Genomic DNA, 21,539 nt, shown 5'->3' with positions numbered 1-21,539 from the left:
CGCGGACATGCGCGTTCACGCCATGCAGACGGCTCGTCCGGCGACATCGCCGATTCCCGCCGCCGGACCGGCGCCCGCGGTACCCGTCGTGCCGCGCGAACGGCTCGCGGCGGCGCGCGTGCTCGTGGTCGGGGACGTCATGCTGGATCGCTATTGGTTCGGCGATGTCAACCGCATCTCGCCCGAGGCGCCGGTGCCCGTCGTTCACGTGCAGCGGCAGGAAGATCGACTCGGCGGCGCCGCCAACGTCGCGCGCAATGCGGCCGCCCTCGGCGCGCAGGCGGGGCTGCTTTGCGTCGTCGGGCGGGACGAGCCCGGTGAGCGGATCGTCGAGCTGTTGCAGGTGAGCGGCGTCGCGCCGCACCTGGAACGCGACCCGGCGCTTTCCACGACGATCAAGTTGCGCGTGCTTTCCCGTCAGCAGCAATTGTTGCGGATGGATTTCGAAAACATGCCGACGCACGAAGCGTTGCTCGCGGGACTGGCGCGTTTCGACGCGCTGCTCGCGTCCCAAGATGTCGTCTTGTTGTCCGATTACGCGAAGGGCGGTCTTACGCACGTCACGCAGATGATCGAGAAGGCGCGCGCGGCCGGCAAGCCCGTGCTCGTCGACCCGAAAGGCGACGACTGGGAGCGCTATCGCGGCGCGACGCTGATCACGCCGAACCGGGCCGAGCTGCGCGAGGTCGTCGGACAGTGGAAGTCCGAGGAAGACCTGCTCGCGCGCGTCACGGCGCTGCGCACGTCGCTCGCGCTCGAGGGCTTGCTGCTCACGCGCTCGGAAGAGGGGATGACGCTTTTCACGGCCGACGGCGAGCTTCACGTGCCGGCCGTCGCACGTGAAGTGTACGATGTGTCCGGTGCGGGCGACACTGTCATCGCCACGCTGGCCGTCATGCTCGGCGCGCGCCTGTCGCTCGTCGATGCGATCGTGCTCGCGAATCGCGCAGCGGGGATCGTCGTCGGCAAGCTCGGCACGGCCACCGTCGACTACGAGGAACTGTTCGCGCCGGCCGGTTGAACCGGCCGATCGGAAACGCAAAGGCGCGCGCCGCCCGGTTCCGTTTCCCGCGCGCTTTTGCGTTTTCCAGCTTTTGCGTTTTTCATTTTCTTAGCCCTACCATCATGACCATCATCGTCACCGGAGCCGCGGGATTCGTCGGCAGCAACATCGTCAAGGCGCTCAATGACCGCGGCGAGGCGCGCATCATCGCAGTCGACAATCTCACGCGCGCCGACAAGTTCAGGAATCTCGTCGACTGCGAAATCGACGACTACCTCGACAAGAACGATTTCGTCGAGCGCTTTGCCCGCGGCGAGTTCGGCAAGGTGCGCGCCGTGTTTCACGAAGGCGCGTGCTCGGACACGATGGAGACCGACGGCCGCTACATGATGGAGAACAACTTCCGCTATAGCCGCGCCGTGCTCGACGCATGCCTCGCGCAAGGGGCGCAGTTTCTCTATGCGTCGTCGGCGGCGATCTACGGCGGCTCGACGCGGTTCGTCGAAGACCGTGAGGTCGAAGCGCCGCTCAACGTCTACGGCTATTCGAAATTCCTGTTCGACCAGGTGATCCGCCGCGTGCTGCCGAGCGCTAAAAGCCAGATCGTCGGGTTCCGCTACTTCAACGTCTACGGGCCGCGCGAGGCGCACAAGGGCCGCATGGCGTCGGTCGCGTTTCACAACTTCAATCAGTTCCGAGCCGAGGGCAAGGTCAAGCTCTTCGGTGAGTACAACGGCTATGCCGCGGGTGAGCAGACGCGCGATTTCGTGTCGGTCGAGGACGTCGCCAAGGTCAATCTGTTCTTCTTCGATCATCCCGAGAAGTCAGGCATCTTCAACCTCGGCACCGGCCGTGCCCAGCCGTTCAACGATATTGCTTCGACCGTCGTCAATACGCTGCGCGCGCTCGAGAATCAGCCGGCGCTCTCGCTCGCCGAACTCGTGCAGCGCGGGCTCATCGAGTACGTCCCGTTCCCGGACGCGCTGCGCGGCAAGTATCAGTGCTTCACGCAAGCGGATGTCTCGCGCTTGCGTGCCGCCGGCTACGATGCGCCGTTGCTGACGGTGCAAGAGGGCGTCGATCGTTACGTGCGTTGGCTGTTCGGCCAACTGTAAGACGCGCTTCGTTCTCCCTACACTGGGGTCTCGCGGTTGGCCTTCCAGGGCTGGCCGGCCGCCACGTTCAACGGAGATCCCATGTCCAGACGATTTCTACACTGGTTTGCCGCCGCCGCGCTCGTCGCGGCCCACAGCCACGCATTCGCGGCTGTGGATGTTAATGCTGCCGACGAGGCGGCGCTCATCAGCATCAAAGGTATCGGGCCCGCAAAGGCACGCGCGATTCTCGACGAGCGCGCCGCCGGCGGCCCGTTCCGCGATGCGGCCGATCTGGCGCAGCGCGTCAAAGGGTTCGGCGGTCGTGCGCTCGAGCGGTTGCAGGCCGAGGGCCTCGAGATCGGGCCCGCCATCGAACATGCCCCCACCAGCGGAGCGTTTGCCGCGCGCGGTCTCGCGCGTGCGCAGGCGCGTCCCGCCGCCATGGCGATAGGGCAGTAGCCGACGTTTCGCGGCCTCATCGTGCGCAACGTGCGCACGGTGCGCGAGCGGCCTCCATTGATTGCCTCGGTATTTCGTCTCCTTCACCGTCAGACCGATGACGGCTTCCCGCGGCTTTGCCGCGGGCTTTTTGCGTTGGCTCGCGCCATGGCGATCCGTGCTCGGGCGCGTCCTCGCCCGGTGTTCTACAATCGCAGTCGTTTATTCACGTTTTCAGCCTACACGCCCAAGCGCGCAACCTCATGCCTTACAAGACCATCGAAGACACGATAGGCAACACGCCACTCGTTCAACTCGTGCGCTTGCCGGACGACGAGATCCGCAGCCGCAACAACGTTATCCTTGCCAAACTCGAAGGCAACAACCCCGCGGGCTCCGTGAAGGACCGGCCGGCGCTGTCGATGATCAAGCATGCCGAGGCGCGCGGGCGCATCAAGCCCGGCGACACTTTGATCGAAGCGACGAGCGGCAACACGGGTATCGCGCTCGCCATGGCGGCGGCCATTCGAGGCTACAAGATGGTGCTCGTGATGCCCGAGGACCTGTCCGCCGAGCGCCGTCAAAGCATGGCCGCGTACGGCGCCGAAATCTTGCTCACGCCCGTCAAGGGCGGGATGGAGTACGCGCGCGATCTCGCCGAAGAGATGCAACGCGAAGGCAAGGGCGTAATCCTCGATCAATTCGCGAACCCTGACAATCCGCTTGCGCACTATGAAGCGACGGGTCCCGAGATCTGGCGCGACACCGAAGGGCGCGTCACGCACTTCGTCTCGTCGATGGGAACGACGGGCACGATCATGGGCGTCTCGCGGTTTCTGAAGGAAAAGAACGGCGAAATCGAGGTCATCGGCGCGCAGCCCGAAGAAGGCTCGCGGATTCCGGGGATTCGCAAATGGCCTGAGGCGTATATGCCGAAGATCTTCGATCGGAGCCGCGTCGATCGCACCGAGAACGTCTCGCAGGCGGCGGCCGAGGCGGCGGCGCGGCGCATGGCGGCCGTCGAAGGAATCTTCTGCGGGATCTCGTCGGGCGGCGCATGCGAAGTGGCGCTGCGCGTCGCTCGCCAAGTCGAGAATTCGACGATCGTCTTTATCGTCTGCGATCGCGGCGACCGTTATTTGTCGACAGGCGTATTTCCGGCCTGAAGCATGCGAGCCTTGACGGTTTCGCCGAGCTCGTAGACGGCGAGCGCGTAGAAAAAGCTGCGGTTGTAGGTCGTGAGGACCGAGAAATTGTTCAGGCCGAGCATGTAATCGGTCGGTTCGCCGGGAGTCGGCAAATCGATGACGAGCACGGCCGTGCTCGCTTCGGTCGTCGTATCGAGTCCCGGCTCGTCGAGCACCATGCCGGCGCGCAGCATTTGCGAGAGCGGCCAATGCGGCTCGGGCCGCCCGTCGGCCGCCGCCTGCGCGATGCCGAGACTGCCCGCATCGTGCGAAATCTTCCAGACGACGGGGCGCCCCGTGCTCCAGCCGTTTGCATTCAAATAGTGAGCAACGCTGCCGATCGCGTCGGCGACGCTCGTGCGCAAGTCGATGTGGCTCGTTCCATCGAAGTCGACCGCGTACTTGAGCACGCTGCTCGGCAGGAACTGCGGAATACCGATGGCGCCCGTGTATGAGCCCCGCACGCTCGTCGGATCGAGTCCGGCGTTACGCGTCCAGACGAGGTAGTCCTCGAGGTTCTTGCGGAACGTCATTTCGCGCTCGGCGCGGTTCGGCGTGTTCGGATAGTCGAACGCGAGCGTCGTGAGCGAGTCGAGCACGCGGAAGTTGCCCATGTAGCGGCCGTACATCGTTTCGACGCCGATGATGCCGACGACGATCTCGGGCGGCACGCCGTACTGTTCGTAGGCGCGTTGCAACGTTGCCTGGTTCTCGCGCCAGAACTTGACGCCCGCATCGATCCGGATCGGATCGAGAAAGCGCGATTGATAGGCGGCCCAGTTCTTGATGCCCGGCGTAGGCGCGGGCGTCACGAGCTTCACGATCGTCGGCGAATAGTTCGCGCTCGCGAAAAGCGCGTGCAAGGCTTCGGGGTCGAAGTCATAGCGCGCGACCATGTCGTCGACGAACGAGTTGACGTCTTGATTATTCGCGTAGCGCTGCGGCTCGATCGGCTCCTCGCTCGTGCCGTTGCTCGGCCCCTGCGGCGGCTGATTGTTGGACGCGAGTGTGACGCGCTTCTTGGCGAGCGTGTGGGCGGCGGCGATCTGAGGCGCGCTGCCGCAAGCCAGGGCGGCGGCAGCGATCAGGAGCGCGGCGGCTCGATGCAACCTCTTGGTGGGGCTCGTTGCGATGTTGACGGTCATGTTCTGTTAGGGAAAAGCGGCTCGGCGCAGTATAGCGAACGGGCGTGGCGCGCGAAACCGCGATTTGGCGTGCCCAATCGCCTCTGATCGCCGCCATGTGCGGTGTGGTAACGTAGTTGCTGAGCCGATACAGGAGACATGCCGTACGCGGCAGGCAAACAAATATGGCGACAGCTGTCTACTCACATCCCGACTGCGCCTGGCACATGATGGGCCGGGGGCACCCTGAGTGCCCGGAGCGGCTGCAGGCGATCGAAGACCAGTTGATTGCGAGCGGCATCGCGCCGCTGATCGTGCGCGAGGACGCGCCGCTCGCGCAGATCGACGATCTCGCGCGTGTGCACAGCGCCGAGCATATCGCTTACATCGAAGGCTGCGCGCCGAGCGAAGGCTACGCCTGGATCGACCCCGATACGGCGATGAATCCGCACAGCTGGAAAGCAGCGCTGCGTGCCGCAGGGGCGGCGATCGCGGCGACCGATGCGGTCATCGAGGGGCGCTACGACAATGCGTTTTGCTCGGTGCGGCCGCCGGGCCACCACGCGGAGCCCGCGCGCGCGATGGGATTTTGCTTTTTCAACAACGTCGCGATCGCGGCGCGCCGCGCGCTCGACGTGCACGGTCTCGAGCGCGTCGCCATCGTCGATTTCGACGTTCATCACGGCAACGGCACCGAGGCGGCATTCGCCGGAGACGAGCGCGTGCTGATGTGCAGCTTTTTTCAGCACCCGTTCTACCCCTTTTCAGGCGCCGAGCATCAGGCGCCGAACATGCTCAATCTGCCGATGCCGGCGCGAACGAAGGGCGACGTCGTCAGAAGCGCGATCGAGACGACCTGGCTGCCGCGTCTTGCGGCGTTCAAGCCGCAAATGATTTTCGTCTCGGCCGGATTCGACGCGCATCGCGAGGACGACCTCGGCAATATGGGGCTCGTCGAGGACGACTACGCGTGGATCACCGAGCAGATTCGGCTCGTCGCCGAGCGTGACGCGCGCGGACGGATCGTGAGCTGCCTCGAGGGCGGCTACAACCTGTCGGCACTCGGGCGAAGCGCCGTCGCGCACGTGCGCGCACTGGCGGGCATTTGAAGAAAGGCGCCGTGCCCGAGCCCGCGTGATCGACGATCGCGAGCACGGGCGCGGATGCGAAGAGAAGTCGGCGGGGAAACGCCAACGCGCAAAGGACGAGACGCAAAGGAGCCGCATATGGATGCGAACCAACCTCTATCGTCATCTTCATCGTCGTCGACGCCGGCAAGCGGAGCGGGCGTCCTCATCGTCGAGCATGGCGCCTACGGCCTGCCGGGTGTCGTCCGTCTCACGCTCAATCGCCCCGACGCGTTCAACGCGCTGTCGGAGCAGCTGATCGCCGAGTTGCACGCGGCGCTCCGGACGATCGAGAAGTCCGACACGCGCGTCGTCGTCATCGCGGCCGCGGGTCGCGCTTTCTGTGCGGGGCACGACCTCAAGGAGATGCGCGCGGCGCCATCGCTTGAATACTATCGAGCGCTTTTCGCACGCTGCTCGGAACTGATGATGACGATCCAGCGCATGCCGCAACCCGTCATCGCGCGCGTGCACGGCATGGCGACGGCGGCCGGGTGTCAGCTCGTGGCCATGTGCGATCTCGCCGTGGCGGCCGACACTGCGCGCTTTGCCGTCTCCGGCATCAACTACGGTCTCTTCTGCGCGACGCCGGCCGTGCCGCTTTCGCGCAATCTTTCACGCAAGGCCGCTTTCGAAATGCTCATGACGGGCGATTTCATCGACGCGGCGCAGGCTCGTGAAAAGGGGCTCGTCAATCGGATGGCGCCGCTCGACGCGCTCGATGCCGAAATCGCGGAGCTGGCCTCGAGCATTTGCGCGAAGCCGGCCGCGGCGGTTCGCGCGGGCAAGACGCTGTTTTATCGCCAGCTCGAACTGGACATCGAAGCCGCCTATCAGCTGGCCGCGCAGACGATCGCCTGCAATGCGATGGATGAGGCCGCGCTCGAAGGCATCCAGGCATTCATCGAGAAGCGGAAGCCGAGCTGGCCGACGAACGGTGCTTGATCCAATCGATCAACGCTTCGATGACGCGCTCGCGATCGAGATCGTTCATCGTCTCATGGTAGCTGCCGTCGTAAATCGTCAGCGTGCAATCGGGCGAGCCGACTTGCGCGGCAAACGCGCGGCTGCCCTGCGGCTCGGTGAGCTTATCTTCGCTGCCATGATAGACGAGCACCGGTAGCCGCAGCGCGGCGCGGCCACGCTCGATGCGCGCCATCGCGTCGAGAATGCCGGCCCCCGTGCGAGCCGGTATATTGCCGTGATGGACGAGCGGGTCGCGACGATTCGCTTCGACGACGGTTTCATCGCGCGCGAGCAGCGCCGGTTCGACTTTCATCGCCGGAAAGGTGGGCCAAACGCGGCTGATGAAGCGGCTCGCCGCGATCTTCCAGCGCGGCAGGTCACGGCCCGGCGCCAGAGCCGGGCTCGAGAGGATGAGCCCGGCGAGCGGTCCGTTGCGCCCGCCGAAATCGGCGAGCCGCTCGACGGCGAATAGCGCCGCGATCGCGCCACCCATGCTGTGGCCCATCAGGAAGAGCGGCGGCTCGGAGCCGTCGCGACGCTCGGGGTCGCGAGCGGCGTCGAGCAGCGCCGTTGCGTCGGACAGGTAATCGTCGATCCGTGCGACCCACGTGCGCTTGCCGGGCGAACGTCCGTGGCCGCGCAGATCGATCGCCACCAGCTCGATGCCGGCCGCGTTCAGGCGTTCGGCAAGCGGGGCATAGCGGCCGGCGTGCTCGGCGAGCCCGTGTAAGAGTGCGACGGTCGCGCGAGGGCGCGGCTCCCGGGAAGCCACGGTGGCGGCAGCCGAGGCTGCAAGCCAGCGGTAGCAGGCGAGTTCCACACCGTCGGCGGTGCGAACCGCGCCCGTATGTCGGCATCGCCCGGCTTGATGCGGCGCCCCATTCTGATGCGCGGACGAGCGCTCGACGCTGACCATGAGGCAACCTTTCGCAGTGGGGCTTGGGGAACAGATATTAGTCGGGTTCGCGCGGGCCGGCGCGCATCGCTGTCGGTCGCGGGCTCTAATTACTGATAGTTATTTTAATCGCACGATTACTTATTAATGGTCATTTGCCGCAATGCGATAAAATGAGCGCCTTTACCAGTGAGCCACGGCGGCCGGCTGTCGAGAAGCGCGAGGCGCTCCGACGGTCTCCGCCGTTTTACTTTTTGATGATCGAACTACGCAACGTTTCGCAGCGCTATCAAGGACCGCAAGGATGGGTCGATGCGCTGCAAGCCGTCAATCTGACGATCCCGGCTGGCGAGATCTTCGGCATCATCGGCCGCAGCGGCGCCGGCAAGAGCACGCTGGTGCGCACGATCAATCTGCTTTCGCGGCCGAGCGAGGGCGAGGTCCTCGTCGCGGGCCGTACGCTGACGGCGCTGCCGGCCGATCAGTTGCGCCAGGCGCGCCGCGAGATCGGCATGATTTTCCAGCATTTCAACCTGCTCAACTCGCGCACGGTCTTCGAAAATGTCGCGCTGCCGCTCGAGCTGGCCGGCATGAAGCGGGCCGCGATCGAGGCGGCCGTGCTACCGCTGCTCGAACTCGTCGGGCTCTCCGCTCAGAAGGACCGGTACCCGGCGCGAATCAGCGGCGGGCAAAAGCAGCGCGTCGGTATCGCCCGCGCGCTCGCGAGTAAGCCCAAAGTCCTGCTTTCCGACGAAGCGACGTCGGCGCTCGATCCCGAGACGACGCGCTCGATCCTCGAGCTGCTGAGAAGCATCAATCGGAAGCTCGGCTTGACCATCGTCCTGATCACTCATCAGATGGAAGTCATCAAGCAGGTGTGCGACCGCGTCGCGGTGCTGGACGCGGGCCGGGTCGTCGAGCAAGGCAGTGTCGTCGATGTATTCCTGAAGCCGCGTCACGAAGTCACGCGCGCGCTGCTCGGCGACGTCATCGCGCACGAGCTCCCCGACGCCGTGAAAGCGCGCGTCGCCAAGCATCTCGAGACGGGCGAGGGGCGACTGTTGCGGCTCGCGTTCGCCGGCGCGAGCGTCGATCGGCCCTTGCTCTCGGAGACGATCCGGCGCTATGCCGTCGACATGAACATCCTGCACGGTCAAGTGGACGACATTCAGGGCCGCGCATTCGGCTCGCTTGCCGTGCTGGCCGGCGGCGAGCCGGCGCAGCTTGGCGCCGCGCTCGACTTTCTGCGTGAGCAAGGCGTGGTCGTGGAGGCACTCTCGCATGTTTGACGAAATGCTCTCGATGTTTCTCCAGTCGTTTTGGGAAACGCTCGTCATGGTCGGTATCTCCGGGACGCTCGGCGCGGTCGTCGGCCTGCCGCTCGGCGTATTGCTGCACTTGACCGAACGCGGGGGCGTGCTCGAAAACGTCTCGGCCAATCGCGCGATGGGCTTGACGGTCAACGCCGTGCGCTCGACGCCGTTCATCATCCTGCTCGTAGCCGTGATTCCGCTCACACGCCTCGTCGTCGGGACCTCGATCGGCACGGCCGCGGCCGTCGTCCCGCTCACGATCGCGTCGGCGCCGTTCATCGCGCGTCTCGTCGAGACCGCGCTGCGCGAGGTCGATCGCGGACTCATCGAGACAGCGCAAGCGCTCGGGGCGACGACGCGACAGATCGTCTTCAAAGTGCTGCTGCCCGAAGCACTGCCGGGCATCGTCGCGGGACTCACGATCACGTTCGTTTCGCTCGTCGGCTATTCGGCGATGGCGGGGGCGATCGGCGGCGGCGGGCTCGGCGATCTCGGCATCCGCTACGGCTATCAGCGCTTCCTCCCGCAGGTGATGCTCGCCGTCGTCGTCATCCTGATCGTCTTCGTCCAGCTCGTTCAGTCGTTCGGCGATTGGCTAGTGCGGCGGCTCAGCCATCGCTGAGCGAGCGTCGCAAGGCAGAAAAGCGGAAAGACCGGATACGCCGGCTGCGGCCGACGTGGTGCGCGTTAGTAGAGGCGTTCGTCGAGTAACGGGACTTGGCGTCCAGGTCCTCGTCTCATTAAAATAAAACGATCGTTCGTTATTGCCGCGTGCACCATCGGAGGAGAGACCCTTCGGCTTCGCAGGCCGGCGCGGTGGCTTGAAGCGCCGTCGTTATAATGGCCGCTAGGTTAACGTAATCGTCACTTTGGAGCGTGTGCATGAAAGTTCTGGTTCCAGTCAAGCGCGTGGTCGACTACAACGTGAAGGTCCGGGTGAAGTCGGACGGCACGGGTGTCGACATCGCGAACGTGAAGATGTCGATGAATCCGTTCGACGAAATCGCCGTCGAGGAAGCGGTGCGCCTGAAGGAAGCGGGCGTGGCGACCGAGATCGTCGCCGTTTCGTGCGGCGTGGCGCAGTGCCAGGAGACCTTGCGCACGGCGCTCGCGATCGGGGCGGACCGTGCGATTCTCGTCGAATCGAGCGAAGAGCTGCAGCCGCTGGCGGTGGCGAAGCTCTTGAAGGCGCTCGTCGAGAAGGAGCAGCCGCAGCTCGTGATCCTCGGCAAACAGGCGATCGACGACGACTCGAACCAGACGGGTCAGATGCTCGCCGCGCTGGCAGGCCTGCCGCAGGCGACGTTCGCGTCGAAGCTGACCATTGCCGACGGTAAAGCGACGGTGGCGCGCGAAGTGGACGGCGGCGCCGAAACGCTCACGCTGACGCTGCCGGCCGTAGTGACGACGGATCTGCGTCTGAACGAGCCTCGCTACGTGACGCTGCCGAACATCATGAAGGCGAAGAAGAAGCCGTTGGAGACGATCAAGCCCGAAGACCTCGGCGTCGACGTGACGCCGCGTCTGAAGACGCTGAAGGTGGCCGAGCCGCCGAAGCGCAGTGCCGGTGTGATGGTGCCGGACGTGAAGACGCTGGTCGAGAAGCTGAAGACGGAAGCCAAGGTGCTGTAAGCGCGAGCGGAGCAACGAGAAATGACGATTCTGGTAATTGCCGAACATGACAACGCGACCGTCAAGGGCGCGACTTTGAACACGGTGGCCGCGGCTCAGAAGATCGGCGGCGATATTCACGTGTTGGTGGCGGGGCACGGCGCGCAAGGCGCGGCCGATGCGGCCGCGAAGATCGCCGGTGTCTCGAAGGTGCTGCTGGCCGACGCGCCGCAGCTGGCCGAAGGGCTCGCCGAGAACGTCGAGGCGACGGTGCTCGGCATCGCCAAGGACTACTCGCATATCGTCGCGCCGGCGACGGCGTACGGCAAGAACATCGCGCCGCGCATCGCGGCCAAGCTCGACGTGGCGCAAGTCGGCGAGATCACGGCGGTGGTCTCGCCCGATACGTTCGAGCGGCCGATTTACGCGGGCAACGCGATCGCGACGGTGCAATCGAGCGATCCGATCAAGGTGATCACGGTCCGTGCGACGGGCTTCGACGCGGCCGCGGCGGAGGGCGGCAGCGCGCCGATCGAAAAGATCGAGGCGAGCGCCGATCGCGGCATTTCGCAATTCGTGAACCGCGAGGTGACGAAGCTCGATCGACCGGAGCTGACGAGCGCGCAAATCGTCGTCTCGGGCGGACGCGGCCTCGGCAGCGGCGAGAACTACGAGAGCGTGCTCGTGCCGCTCGCGGACAAGCTCGGCGCGGCGTTAGGCGCCTCGCGCGCCGCGGTCGATGCGGGCTACGTGCCGAACGACTATCAGGTCGGGCAGACGGGCAAGATCGTGGCGCCGCAGCTCTATGTGGCCGTGGGTATCTCGGGCGCGATTCAGCACCTTGCGGGCATGAAGGATTCGAAGGTGATCGTGGCGATCAACAAGGACCCGGAGGCGCCGATTTTCAGCGTGGCCGACTATGGCCTCGTCGGCGATCTGTTCTCGCTCGTACCCGAGTTGGTTGCCGCGCTTTGACCTGACGCGTGAAGCGCTGCAATGAGCGGCGCCTGAACCGAAAAAGTGGGGGCGCGACGCGCCCCTTTTTTAATGCGCTTGGGACGGAGGAGACAATGAGCTACATCGCGCCTATCAAGGACATGCTGTTCGTGATGAAGGAGCTGGCCGGCTTGGACGAAATCGGCAAGCTGCCAGGCTTCGAGGAAGCGACGCTCGACACGGCGCAGGCTGTGCTCGACGAATCGGCCAAGCTTTGCGAAGCGGTGCTCGCTCCGCTCAACGTCGAAGGCGACCGCAATCCGAGTGTATGGAACGAAGGCGCCGTCACCGCGACTCCCGGTTTCAAGGAAGCGTTTCGTCAGTTCGTCGAAGGGGGCTGGCAAGGGGTGCAACACCCGCTCGACTATGAGGGTCAAGGCTTACCGAAGCTCATCGGTACGCCCTGCATCGAGATGCTCAATGCGGCGAACCTCTCGTTTTCGCTTTGCCCGCTTCTGACCGACGGCGCGATCGAAGCGCTGCTCACCGCCGGCAGCGAGGAGCAGAAGCAGCGCTATGTGCCGAAGCTGATCGGCGGCGAGTGGACGGGCACGATGAATCTGACGGAGCCGCAGGCCGGCTCGGACCTCGCGCTCGTGCGCACGCGAGCCGAGCCGCAAGGCGACGGCACTTATCGGCTCTTCGGCACCAAGATTTTCATTACGTGGGGCGAGCACGACATGGCCGACAACATCGTCCATCTCGTGCTTGCGCGCACGCCCGACGCGCCCGAGGGTGTCAAAGGCATTTCGCTTTTCATCGTGCCGAAGTTTCACGTCAACGACGACGGTTCGCTCGGTGCCCGCAACGACGTGCATTGCGTTTCGATCGAACACAAGCTCGGCATCAAGGCGAGTCCGACGGCCGTGCTCCAGTTCGGAGACCATGGCGGCGCGCTCGGCTATCTCGTCGGCGAGGAGAATCGCGGTCTCGAATACATGTTCATCATGATGAATGCAGCCCGCTTCGCCGTCGGGATGCAGGGCATCGCCGTTGCCGATCGCGCTTACCAGAAGGCCGTCGCCTACGCGAAGGAGCGCGTGCAGAGCCGGCCTGTCGACGGTTCGGCGAAAGAGGCGGTGACGATCATTCATCATCCGGACGTGCGCCGGATGCTCGCGACGATGCGTGCGCTGACGGAAGGCGCGCGTGCGCTCGCCTATGTGGCGGCCGCCGAAAGCGACATCGCGCATCGTCATCCCGACGAAGCGAAGCGCGCCGAACATCAAGCCGTCTATGAATACCTCGTGCCGATCGTCAAGGGATGGTGCACGGAGCTTTCGATCGAGGTGGCGAGCCTCGGTGTCCAGGTGCACGGCGGCATGGGATTCATCGAGGAAACCGGCGCCGCCCAGTACTATCGCGACGCGCGCATTCTGACCATTTACGAAGGCACGACGGCGATCCAGGCGAACGACCTCGTCAGCCGCAAGACGCTGCGCGACGGCGGCGCCGTGGCGAAGCAGCTGATCGACCGCATCGGCGAGACTATCCAGGCGCTTTCGGCGCACGATGGCGCCGCCTTCGTGTCGATGCGCGATCGACTCCAGGCCGGCGCGCGCTCGCTTGCGGCCGCCGTCGGCTTCGTCCTGTCCAATGCGAAGCGCGATCCCAACGCGGTGTTTGCCGGCAGCGTTCTCTACCTGCAACTCGCGGGAATCGTGCTCGCCGGTTGGCAGATGGCGCGAGCGATGCTCGCGGCGGCCGCGAACGAATCGACCGATCCTTCGTTCTATGGCGCGAAGATCGCCACGGCGCGCTTCTATGCGGAACATGTCTTGCCGCGAGCCGCGGCGCTCGAGGTGGCTATCTTGAGCGCGAAGGGCGGCGAGGGTGTGCTGGCGTTGTCCGAAGATCAGTTTTGAGCGCCGCGCGGCGGAAATGAAGAGGGCGCCTCTTGGAGGCGCCTCCTGCCGTTACGCGTAGGCGGGACGCGGCGTGGAGCCGAGATCGCCGATGTATCGATGCACGGACAGATCGTCGGCCTTGATCGCGGGCCGCTTGCCCGAAATCAGGTCGGCCAGCAATTGCCCGGAGCCGCACGACATCGTCCAGCCTAGCGTGCCGTGGCCCGTGTTGAGGAAGAGGTTGGGCAACGGCGTGCGGCCGACGATCGGCGTGCCGTCGGGCGTCATGGGGCGCAAGCCCGTCCAGAACGGCGCCTGCGACGTGTCGCCGGCGCCAGGAAACAGATCGTTCACGCACATCTCGAGCGTCTCGCGGCGGGCTTGGCGAAGGTTCTTGTCGAAGCCGACGATCTCGGCCATGCCGCCGACGCGGATCCGATTGTCGAAGCGCGTAATCGCGATTTTGTAAGTCTCGTCGAGCACGGTCGAGACAGGCGCGGCCTCGGCGTTGACGACAGGCGCGGTGATCGAATAACCCTTCAGCGGATACACGGGAATCTTCACGATGTCGGCGACGAGCTTCGTCGAGTACGAGCCGAGCGCCACGACGTACGTATCGGCGCGCAGCACTTCGTCGCCGCAGCGCACGCCCGCGATGCGACCCGACGCCATCAGCAGTTCGTCGATCGACGTGCCGAAGCGGAACTTCACGCCAAGCCCGGCGGCCATCGCGGCGAGGCGTGTCGTGAACAGTTGGCAGTCGCCGGTTTCGTCCCCGGGCAGCCGCAAGCCGCCCGTCAGCTTGTGCGAGACGGCCGCGAGCGCCGGTTCGGCGCGCGAAAGCTCGGTCGCGCTCAAGAGCTCATAAGGAACGTTCGCCTCTTTCAGGACGGCGACATCCTTTGCTGCGCCGTCGAGCTGCTGCTGAGTGCGAAAAACCTGCAGTGTGCCGCCGGTGCGGCCTTCATATTGAATGCCGGTCTCGGCGCGCAGCGCTTGCAGGCAATCGCGGCTGTACTCGGCGAGGCGGACCATGCGGCCCTTGTTGGTCGCATAACGCTCGGCGGTGCAGTTGCGCAGCATTTCCCACATCCAGCGCAGCTGGAATTGTGTGCCGTCGAGCCGGATCGCGAGCGGCGCGTGTTTCTGAAACATCCACTTGACGGCTTTTAGCGGCACGCCGGGCGCGGCCCACGGCGCGGCGTAGCCGGGCGAGATCTGCCCGGCGTTGGCGAAGCTCGTTTCGAGCGCGGGCCCCGCCTCGCGATCGACGACGGTGACTTCATGACCGGCGCGCGCCAAATAATAGGCGCTCGTCACGCCGACCACGCCGCTGCCCAGAACGATGACTCGCATAGCTGTCCCTCAAGACGGAAGATCCAGTTCTTGGCGCTATACTATTGTGACAAAAGCAGTTTTTGTTACTGTACTTTTTCAAATTTTGGTGAAAAGACATGCGCACGCAACGGCAACCCGTACGCAAGCTGGACAAGCTCGATCACCATATCCTCAAAGTGCTGCAGGAAGACGGGCGCATCGCGATGAAAGACCTCGCCGAACGCGTCGGCCTGACGGTGACGCCTTGCATCGAGCGGGTCAAACGGATGGAGCGCGATGGCGTCATCACGGGCTATCACGCGCGCGTCGACCCGTTGCAACTCGGCGCGGCGCTGCTCGTCTTCGTCGAAATCACGCTCGATCACAAGAGCGGGAACATGTTCGACCAGTTTCGCCGTGAGGTGCAGAAGATTCCCGAAGTCCTGGAGTGTCACCTGGTGTCGGGGGACTTCGACTACCTGATCAAGGCCCGCATCGGCGAAATGGCCGACTACCGCAAATTGCTCGGCGACATTCTGCTGCAATTGCCGGGTGCGACGCAGTCGAAAAGCTATGTCGTCATGGAAGAAGTCAAGGAGACGCTCACGATATACGTCGGCGATTGACGCGAACAGCCGTGCTCGTCGGCCATCCGGCGCGGGTTGCGGCGCTGCGCGCATTTCCTCCGACTTTCCCGCTTGATCGTCACTCGTCCGGGAACCGCTTTTGCTGACCCTTTGATCGGGATGCCGGCGCCGTCGACTGGCGGCATCCCGCCGCGTTGTCGCGTGTGAGATGGGCGAGCTGCTTTCCATCAGCGCATCGACATTCGCCGCGCCGCCGTCATCGGCCGATACAACAGGGAGGAAGTGATGAAACGCAACTGGTTTTTGGCGCTTTTGCTGCCATTTTTTATCGCGGGCTGCTTCTCTTACACGAAGAGCCAGCCACCGAAGGAGAATACGACCGTCGTGGTGCCACAGGGAACGCAGACCGCGCCTGAAGAACGCAACACCATCGTGACGCCCCCGGGCACGACGACATGCGTGGCGCCGTGCTGAGCTCGCTCACCCCCGCGTCGTATTGAGGCTCGAGAAGTCGGCACCGCGATCGACGAGTTCGACGATGAGCGGTGACGGCTTCCAAAAGAGGGGGTCCTCCTTTTCGAAGCGACGCAAACTCGCGAGCACGTTCGCGAGCCCGAGCGTGTCCGCATATTTCATCGGGCCGCCGCGATAGCGCGGAAAGCCGTAGCCGTGCATGAGCGTGACGTCTACGTCCAACGGGCGGAGCGCAATGCCTTCACGGACGATATTCGCCGCTTCGTTGACGACGGCCGTCATCAGGCGCTCGACGATTTCCTCGTCGGTGAAGCTGCGGGGCGTGACGCCGCGCCGCTTGCGCTCGTCTTCGATGAGCGCCTCGACCTCGGGATCGCGTACGCCCGTGCGTGCGCCCTCAGGATAGAGGTAAAACCCGCGCCCCGTCTTTTGTCCGAACCAGCCGCGCTCGCAGAGGCGGTCCGCGATCTCGACGTAGCGCAGGCGCGGATCGCGCGTCGGCGCGCGCCGCTTGCGAGCGGCCCAGCCGATGTCGCCGCCCGCGAGATCGATGACCTGGTAGGGTCCCATCGGATAGCCGAACGCGCGCATCGCCTCGTCGATCTGATAGGGCGATGCGCCGTCCTCGAGCAAATAGTCGGCCGCGGTCCGGTAGACGGCGAGGAGCCGATTGCCGATGAAGCCGTCGCAGACGCCGGCCCGCACCGAAACCTTCGAGAGCCGCTTGGCGAACTCGAACGCGGTCGCGACGACATCGGCCGCGACGCGCGCGGGTACGACCACTTCGAGCAGCTTCATCACGTTGGCCGGCGAGAAGAAGTGCAAGCCGATGACGTCGGCGGGCCGTGAGGTCGCACCGGCGATTTCGTCGATGTCGAGATACGACGTGTTCGTCGCCAACACGGCGCCGGGTCGGGCAACGCGGTCGAGCTCGGTGAAGACGGCCTTTTTGACGGCCATGTCCTCGAAAACCGCCTCGATCACGAGGTCGACGTTCGCGAGCGCCTCGTACGACGTGCTGCCCGCGAGGCGTGCCATGGCATCCGCCTTCGCTTTCGCGTCGATGCGCCCTTTCGCGACCAGGCCGTCATAGACGCGCTCGACGTGCGCGCGCCCGCGGCCGAGCGCGGCTTCGTCGCGCTCGATCAGCGTGACCGGCAGGCCCGCATCGAGCACGGCGACGGCGATGCCGGCACCCATGGTGCCGCCGCCGACGATGCCGACGCTCGCAATGGGACGCGGCCTGGCGGCGCTCGCCTCGGGCACCTTCGCCGCTTCACGCTCGGCGAAGAAGGCGTGGACGAGCCCGGCGCGCTGCGGGCTGTCGAGGCATTCGAGAAAGAGTCTGCGCTCGAGTGCCAAGCCTTCGTCGAATGGCCGCTCGAGCGCGGCTTGCACGGCCTCGACGATCTTCAGCGGCGAAAAGAGCCCGCGTGAGCGCGTTGCCGTCTCCTTGCGTGCCGCTTCGATAGCGGCACGGCTCGCCGCTTCGTCGGCGAGTCCGTTCGCCGCGCGCGTCGGCCGCGTGCCCTGGCGCGTGGCGACGAGCTCGCGCGCGTAGGCGAGCCCCTCGATGAGGATGTCGTCGGTCTTGGAAAGACGATCGACGAGGCCGAGCGTCAGCGCTTCGTTCGCGCTCGCGTGGCGGCCGGAGAGCATGAGCTCGAGCGCCGCTCGGGCACCGATGAGCCGCGGGGTGCGCTGCGTGCCCCCCGCGCCCGGCAATAACCCGAGCTTCACTTCGGGCAGGCCGAGCTTGGCACCCGCCGCGGCGATCCGGTAGTGGGCCGCGAGCGCGACTTCGAGCCCGCCGCCGAGCGCGGCGCCGTGAATCGCGGCCACGACGGGCTTGGTGCTTGCCTCGATGCGATCGCAGACGGCAGGCAGATGAGGCGGCTGCGGCGGCTTGCCGAACTCGCGAATGTCGGCGCCGGCGATGAAGTTCCGGCCCACGCCGACGATGACCACGGCTGCGACTGCGGCGTCGGCGTCGGCCGCTTCGATCGCTTCGAGAAGGCCGCGTCGGACTTCGACGCCGAGCGCGTTGACGGGCGGATTGTCGATGGCGATGACGAGAACGTCGCCGTGCAGCGTTCGAGTGACGGCGTGCGAGTCTCCGCCAGCGGAGGAAATCGGGGAGGGGGAAGGCGCGGAGGCGGCTGGATGGGTCATGTCTCTCTCTGCGGATTTTGTCGATGCGAATGGGCATGCGCGCGCTTTCGCGCTTGTCGTTGTCGCGCGATTGTCGCATGCATCGCCGACGGGGCTCGCCGCTTTACACAAGCGGCGGCCCACCCGGCATTCACGAGGGAGAGGCGGTCTTGACGACGGAAGGGGTGGGGGAGGCGGCGTCTTCTCCGTGCTCGGCGGCCGTGCTGGTCCGCTCCTCGTGCTCGATGAGCGGCGCGAGCGTCGGGCCGAGCGACTTCAAGAGCTGCACGGCCATCGCACTCGTGTAGCTGTAGCGCGCCGCGTAAGGCTCGTGGGTGAAGGCGGTCAAGGAGCCGAAGAAGCGGTTGTCGATGACGAATACGAACGTCGCCGTGCGATTGACCTTGCGCGATTCGATGAGTCTGTGGCCGCTCGCGTAGACTTCGAAGCGCTGATCGCCGGTCCCCGTCTTGCCGTACACGGTGAGGGTGTGACCGTCTCCGAGCGGCAGGCCGCTCGCGAGGCGCGCGCCGGTGCCGCCCTGCACGACGGAGGTGAGCAGACCCTGGACGACCTCGGCAATCTCGGGCGATACGACCGGACCCTGCTTGCTCGGCACATGCGCGAAGTGCGTCTCGAACGGTGTGCCGGCCGCGAACTCGAGCGAGTCGATGCTTTGCAGCGGCAGCATTCTGCCGTTGCTCGCGATCGTGCCGATCAGTTGCGCCAGCGCGTCGGGGCGATCGCCTGAAGCGCCGACGGCCGCGGCATACGAAGGCGTCACCGTCTCGAACGGATAGCCGAGCGCGCGCCACGCCTGCGTGATCCGCCCGTACGCCTCGAGCTCGACCATGCGGCGGATGCGGCGGTCCTGCGTCAAGTGATGGCGGGTTTTGAAGAGCCACGCATAGGACGTGAATCGCGCATCTTTGCTCGCCGCGCGCAATTCATTTTCGGATGCGTTGGGGTGCTTGCGCAGATAGTTGAGCATCCAGAGCTCGATCGGATGGACGCGCGCGATGTAGCCTCGATCGTTGAGGTTGAACTTGTCGATGCCGTACTTGGCATAGAGCGCGGCGAGGTCGCCATCGGTGAGCCACTGATCGGGCGTGCCTTTCAAAGCGGCGCGCATGCGCCCGCCGAACCACGGAAGCGGCTCCTCGGGCGCGACGCTGCGCAACGCTGTCGCGAGCTTCGGCGCGGACTTGTGCATGCCCGCGATCAGCGTATCGAGCGCCGCATCGGGCGTCTTGCCCTCGTACTTCTTGTAGAAGCGATGCAGATAGACGAGGCTCTCCTGATCGACGAACTGCTTGAGGTAGCGCTGCCTCAGCGCGGGATCGTCGGTCCAGCTCAGCGACGGCCCGGCGGCCTCGATCATCTCGTAGTGGACGATGTCGCGCATGAGCCGCACGAAGACGAGGTTCACCGAGTGCTGGAACGCTTGGCTGATCGTGAGGATGCGGCCGTTGTCGGACTTGTCGAAATTCGTGAACGCCTGCATTCCGCCGCCCGTCGAGAACAGCTCACCGGGGCTCGCCGAGTACTTGCGCTCGACGGCGGCATCGAGCATCGCCGGAAGCGATCGGTCGTTCGTATGCGAAAGGTAATCGACGGCCCAGCGCGCGAGATTGTCGAGCGGGTCGGGTTGCACGCGCTTGAGCTCGGCTGTCGACATCGACGCATAGCGCGCATGCAATCTCTCGACAATCTGCAGATACGTGACGATCGTGCGCAGCTTGGCCGTCGAGCCGAGGTTGAGGCGCGCGCCGTGATTGATGTCGAACGGCTGATTGACGCTGTCGGTCTGCACGCGCAGCAGATTCTCGCCGCCGCGGCGCTCGAATAGCGTGAAGCTGAATGCGATCTTCGACGGATCGTCGCCCGGGCGCAGCATTTCGAAGCCGTAGAGGCCCGCGGCCTTCGCGCCATCGACGGTGCTCGCGCGCGCCAGCGCCTCGCTGACGCTTTCCTGCAGGCTCTTGTCGAGCGTGGCATGCGCCGTCAGGTCGAGCCGGTCCAGATCGTAGTAGCTCGCGACGCCGAGCGCATTCATAAGATGCGACCGCAAAAGCGTGACGGCTTTGCGCGCGACGTACGATTCGCCGACCGGCTGCGGCGCGGAAGCGCGATTGAGCACGAGCCGTTCGGCGAGGGCGGCGTCGCGCAGCGGCTGCGAGATCACGCCGTTGGCCGCCAGCACGCGCAAATAGCTGTCGGTCAGTCGATCCAGCGCCGCGGGATTGCGCACGAGGTAATACGAGGGGGCGCGCTGCGCGATGAGCAACGACAACGTTTGCTTGAACGCGAGCGCCTGCTTGGCGAGGGTCTCGGGCGATACCTCGCCGCTCGGGCCTTGCAGGCTCGCCTGCGCGAGCAGATTGTTGACCTCGTTGAAGTCGCGGCCGTACCAGGCGGTGAGTCCGTCGCCAAGACCGGAAATTTCGCCGACGCCCGGCTGCGCGGCAAGCGGCACCGTGTTCAGGTAATGCATGACGATCGTCCGGCGCGCCGGCATCGTATCCTCGCCGCCGAGATAAGCGCGTACCGATGCCGATGCGATCTGGCGCAGCTTTTCGGGCGGCGTCGCGGTGCGGCCGCCCGGCGAGTGGCGAAACTTCTCGATCTGCGTGGCGAGCGTGCTGCCGCCCGGCGTCGATTGATGGGGATTGACGAAGCGCAGAGCTTGATCGCCGAGTGCGCGCGTGAAGCGCCCCCAGTCCATGGCGGGATTGCGGTAGGGCTCGCGCGTATCGAGCAGGTACCGATCCTCGATGAACGTGAGCGCACTCACGACGAGCGGCGGAATCGCATCGAAGCTCGGGTAGGCGAGCGCCGGATAGCGCGCGCTGAAAAGCGGCTCGTCGTTCATCGCGAACAATTTCAGGCCGCCTTGATCTTTCTCCGCATAAGGTACGAAGAGGCCATGATCGGCGATCGAGGTCATCGTCGATGAATCGCGCGCCTGCTGGGTGACGACATAGCCGCGAGCGAGGAGGCGCTTTTCGAAATCGGGGAGGCGCGCGTAGCCGAGCCGGATGTCGTACGGCCCGCTCAAAGACGCCGAAGGAAAGCGGATGCTGTTGCTCGGGCCGGGCTCGAGCGAGAACGAGACGTCGCGATCGAGCCGGGCGAGGTAGCGTGCCTGCAGCCGCGAAGTTTGTATTTCAATCGAGGCGAAATAGGCGAGGACGCCGAGTAATCCTGCCGCGACGAACCCGAGAAGCCACTTCCAGCGGGCACCGGGCGACATCGTCGTGATGACGCGCAGCGGCATCATGCGGCCGAGCGGGCGATTCATTGTTAGGCTCCTCTGGTGCCTCTACGTGACGGCGCTTGAAACACTGCGGCCACCACGATTAGTTTAACCACAGCAAATGGTTTGCGCATTAAAACGGCGTGGCGT

The 21,539-nt window shown here is 65.2% G+C and carries 18 protein-coding genes; 13 read left to right on the top strand and 5 right to left on the bottom strand.

Features of this window, described 5'->3' with window-relative positions; translation table 11 throughout:
• Positions 1-22 precede the first annotated feature (22 nt).
• The 4 genes from rfaE1 (at position 23) to cysM (ending at position 3,704) form a co-directional block, all read left to right on the top strand.
• On the top strand, positions 23-1,021 hold the full coding sequence (gene rfaE1, locus B0G57_RS02905; RefSeq protein WP_083925492.1) for a D-glycero-beta-D-manno-heptose-7-phosphate kinase: 999 nt from the start codon (positions 23-25) through the stop codon (positions 1,019-1,021).
• Positions 1,022-1,125: 104 nt separating this feature from the next.
• Positions 1,126-2,118: an ADP-glyceromanno-heptose 6-epimerase gene (gene rfaD / locus B0G57_RS02900; RefSeq protein WP_018439092.1), complete on the top strand. Its 993-nt coding sequence runs from the start codon at positions 1,126-1,128 to the stop codon at positions 2,116-2,118.
• A gap of 81 nt (positions 2,119-2,199) precedes the next feature.
• A complete protein-coding gene (locus tag B0G57_RS02895) occupies positions 2,200-2,559 on the top strand; it encodes a ComEA family DNA-binding protein (RefSeq protein ID WP_020566008.1) in 360 nt (119 codons plus the stop codon).
• Between the two features lie 242 nt (positions 2,560-2,801).
• Positions 2,802-3,704, top strand: a complete 903-nt coding sequence (gene cysM, locus B0G57_RS02890) for a cysteine synthase CysM (RefSeq protein ID WP_018439090.1) — start codon at positions 2,802-2,804, stop codon at positions 3,702-3,704.
• Here cysM and mltB read toward each other — a convergent pair.
• Complete coding sequence (gene mltB, locus B0G57_RS02885; protein WP_018439089.1) at positions 3,674-4,870, bottom strand: lytic murein transglycosylase B; 1,197 nt, start codon at positions 4,868-4,870, stop codon at positions 3,674-3,676. The genes cysM and mltB overlap by 31 nt on opposite strands.
• Before the next feature lie 164 nt (positions 4,871-5,034).
• Between mltB and B0G57_RS02880 the strand changes: the two genes are divergently transcribed.
• Together B0G57_RS02880 and B0G57_RS02875 are read left to right on the top strand one after the other, a co-directional pair.
• The gene (locus B0G57_RS02880; RefSeq protein WP_018439088.1) at positions 5,035-5,958 is read left to right on the top strand and encodes a histone deacetylase family protein; all 924 of its coding nucleotides are present in this window, start codon (positions 5,035-5,037) and stop codon (positions 5,956-5,958) included.
• A 117-nt stretch (positions 5,959-6,075) separates the two neighbouring features.
• The gene (locus B0G57_RS02875) at positions 6,076-6,921 is read left to right on the top strand and encodes an enoyl-CoA hydratase (protein WP_020566006.1); all 846 of its coding nucleotides are present in this window, start codon (positions 6,076-6,078) and stop codon (positions 6,919-6,921) included.
• Here the strand turns inward: B0G57_RS02875 and B0G57_RS02870 are convergent.
• Positions 6,878-7,858 (bottom strand): alpha/beta hydrolase, encoded by a 981-nt coding sequence (locus B0G57_RS02870; protein WP_018439086.1) that lies wholly within the window; start codon positions 7,856-7,858, stop codon positions 6,878-6,880. The two genes, B0G57_RS02875 and B0G57_RS02870, sit on opposite strands and share 44 nt — an antisense overlap.
• Before the next feature lie 236 nt (positions 7,859-8,094).
• Between B0G57_RS02870 and B0G57_RS02865 the strand changes: the two genes are divergently transcribed.
• From B0G57_RS02865 to B0G57_RS02845, 5 genes are all read left to right on the top strand, one after another.
• Positions 8,095-9,126, top strand: coding sequence for a methionine ABC transporter ATP-binding protein (locus tag B0G57_RS02865; RefSeq protein ID WP_020566005.1), 1,032 nt, complete (start codon positions 8,095-8,097; stop codon positions 9,124-9,126).
• Positions 9,119-9,772 carry a methionine ABC transporter permease gene (locus B0G57_RS02860; protein WP_018439084.1) on the top strand — a complete coding sequence of 218 codons (654 nt, stop codon included), beginning with the start codon at positions 9,119-9,121 and terminating at the stop codon, positions 9,770-9,772. Before B0G57_RS02865 ends, B0G57_RS02860 begins: the two co-directional genes overlap by 8 nt.
• A 260-nt stretch (positions 9,773-10,032) precedes the next feature.
• Complete coding sequence (locus B0G57_RS02855) at positions 10,033-10,782, top strand: electron transfer flavoprotein subunit beta/FixA family protein (RefSeq protein ID WP_018439083.1); 750 nt, start codon at positions 10,033-10,035, stop codon at positions 10,780-10,782.
• A gap of 21 nt (positions 10,783-10,803) precedes the next feature.
• Positions 10,804-11,736 (top strand): electron transfer flavoprotein subunit alpha/FixB family protein, encoded by a 933-nt coding sequence (locus tag B0G57_RS02850; protein ID WP_018439082.1) that lies wholly within the window; start codon positions 10,804-10,806, stop codon positions 11,734-11,736.
• Between the two features lie 95 nt (positions 11,737-11,831).
• A complete protein-coding gene (locus tag B0G57_RS02845; protein WP_018439081.1) occupies positions 11,832-13,622 on the top strand; it encodes an acyl-CoA dehydrogenase in 1,791 nt (596 codons plus the stop codon).
• A gap of 51 nt (positions 13,623-13,673) precedes the next feature.
• On the opposite strand, the gene B0G57_RS02840 is transcribed toward B0G57_RS02845, so the two are convergent.
• The gene (locus B0G57_RS02840; protein WP_018439080.1) at positions 13,674-14,960 is read right to left on the bottom strand and encodes a D-amino acid dehydrogenase; all 1,287 of its coding nucleotides are present in this window, start codon (positions 14,958-14,960) and stop codon (positions 13,674-13,676) included.
• 98 nt (positions 14,961-15,058) lie between these two features.
• Here B0G57_RS02840 and B0G57_RS02835 point away from each other — a divergent pair, with 98 nt between their 5' ends.
• Positions 15,059-15,547 (top strand): Lrp/AsnC ligand binding domain-containing protein, encoded by a 489-nt coding sequence (locus B0G57_RS02835; protein ID WP_018439079.1) that lies wholly within the window; start codon positions 15,059-15,061, stop codon positions 15,545-15,547.
• Between the two features lie 246 nt (positions 15,548-15,793).
• Positions 15,794-15,982: a hypothetical protein gene (locus B0G57_RS02830; protein ID WP_018439078.1), complete on the top strand. Its 189-nt coding sequence runs from the start codon at positions 15,794-15,796 to the stop codon at positions 15,980-15,982.
• Between the two features lie 6 nt (positions 15,983-15,988).
• On the opposite strand, the gene B0G57_RS02825 is transcribed toward B0G57_RS02830, so the two are convergent.
• Entirely contained in the window at positions 15,989-18,154 is a 2,166-nt protein-coding gene (locus B0G57_RS02825; RefSeq protein WP_018439077.1) for a 3-hydroxyacyl-CoA dehydrogenase NAD-binding domain-containing protein, read from the bottom strand.
• 130 nt (positions 18,155-18,284) lie between these two features.
• Entirely contained in the window at positions 18,285-21,434 is a 3,150-nt protein-coding gene (locus B0G57_RS02820; RefSeq protein ID WP_018439076.1) for a transglycosylase domain-containing protein, read from the bottom strand.
• Positions 21,435-21,539: the final 105 nt, after the last annotated feature.

Source organism: Trinickia symbiotica, assembly GCF_002934455.1.
Classification (GTDB): Bacteria; Pseudomonadota; Gammaproteobacteria; order Burkholderiales; family Burkholderiaceae; genus Trinickia; species Trinickia symbiotica.
The sequence above is the reverse complement of the archived record's forward strand: the minus strand, read 5'-3'. Positions and strand labels throughout refer to the sequence as shown.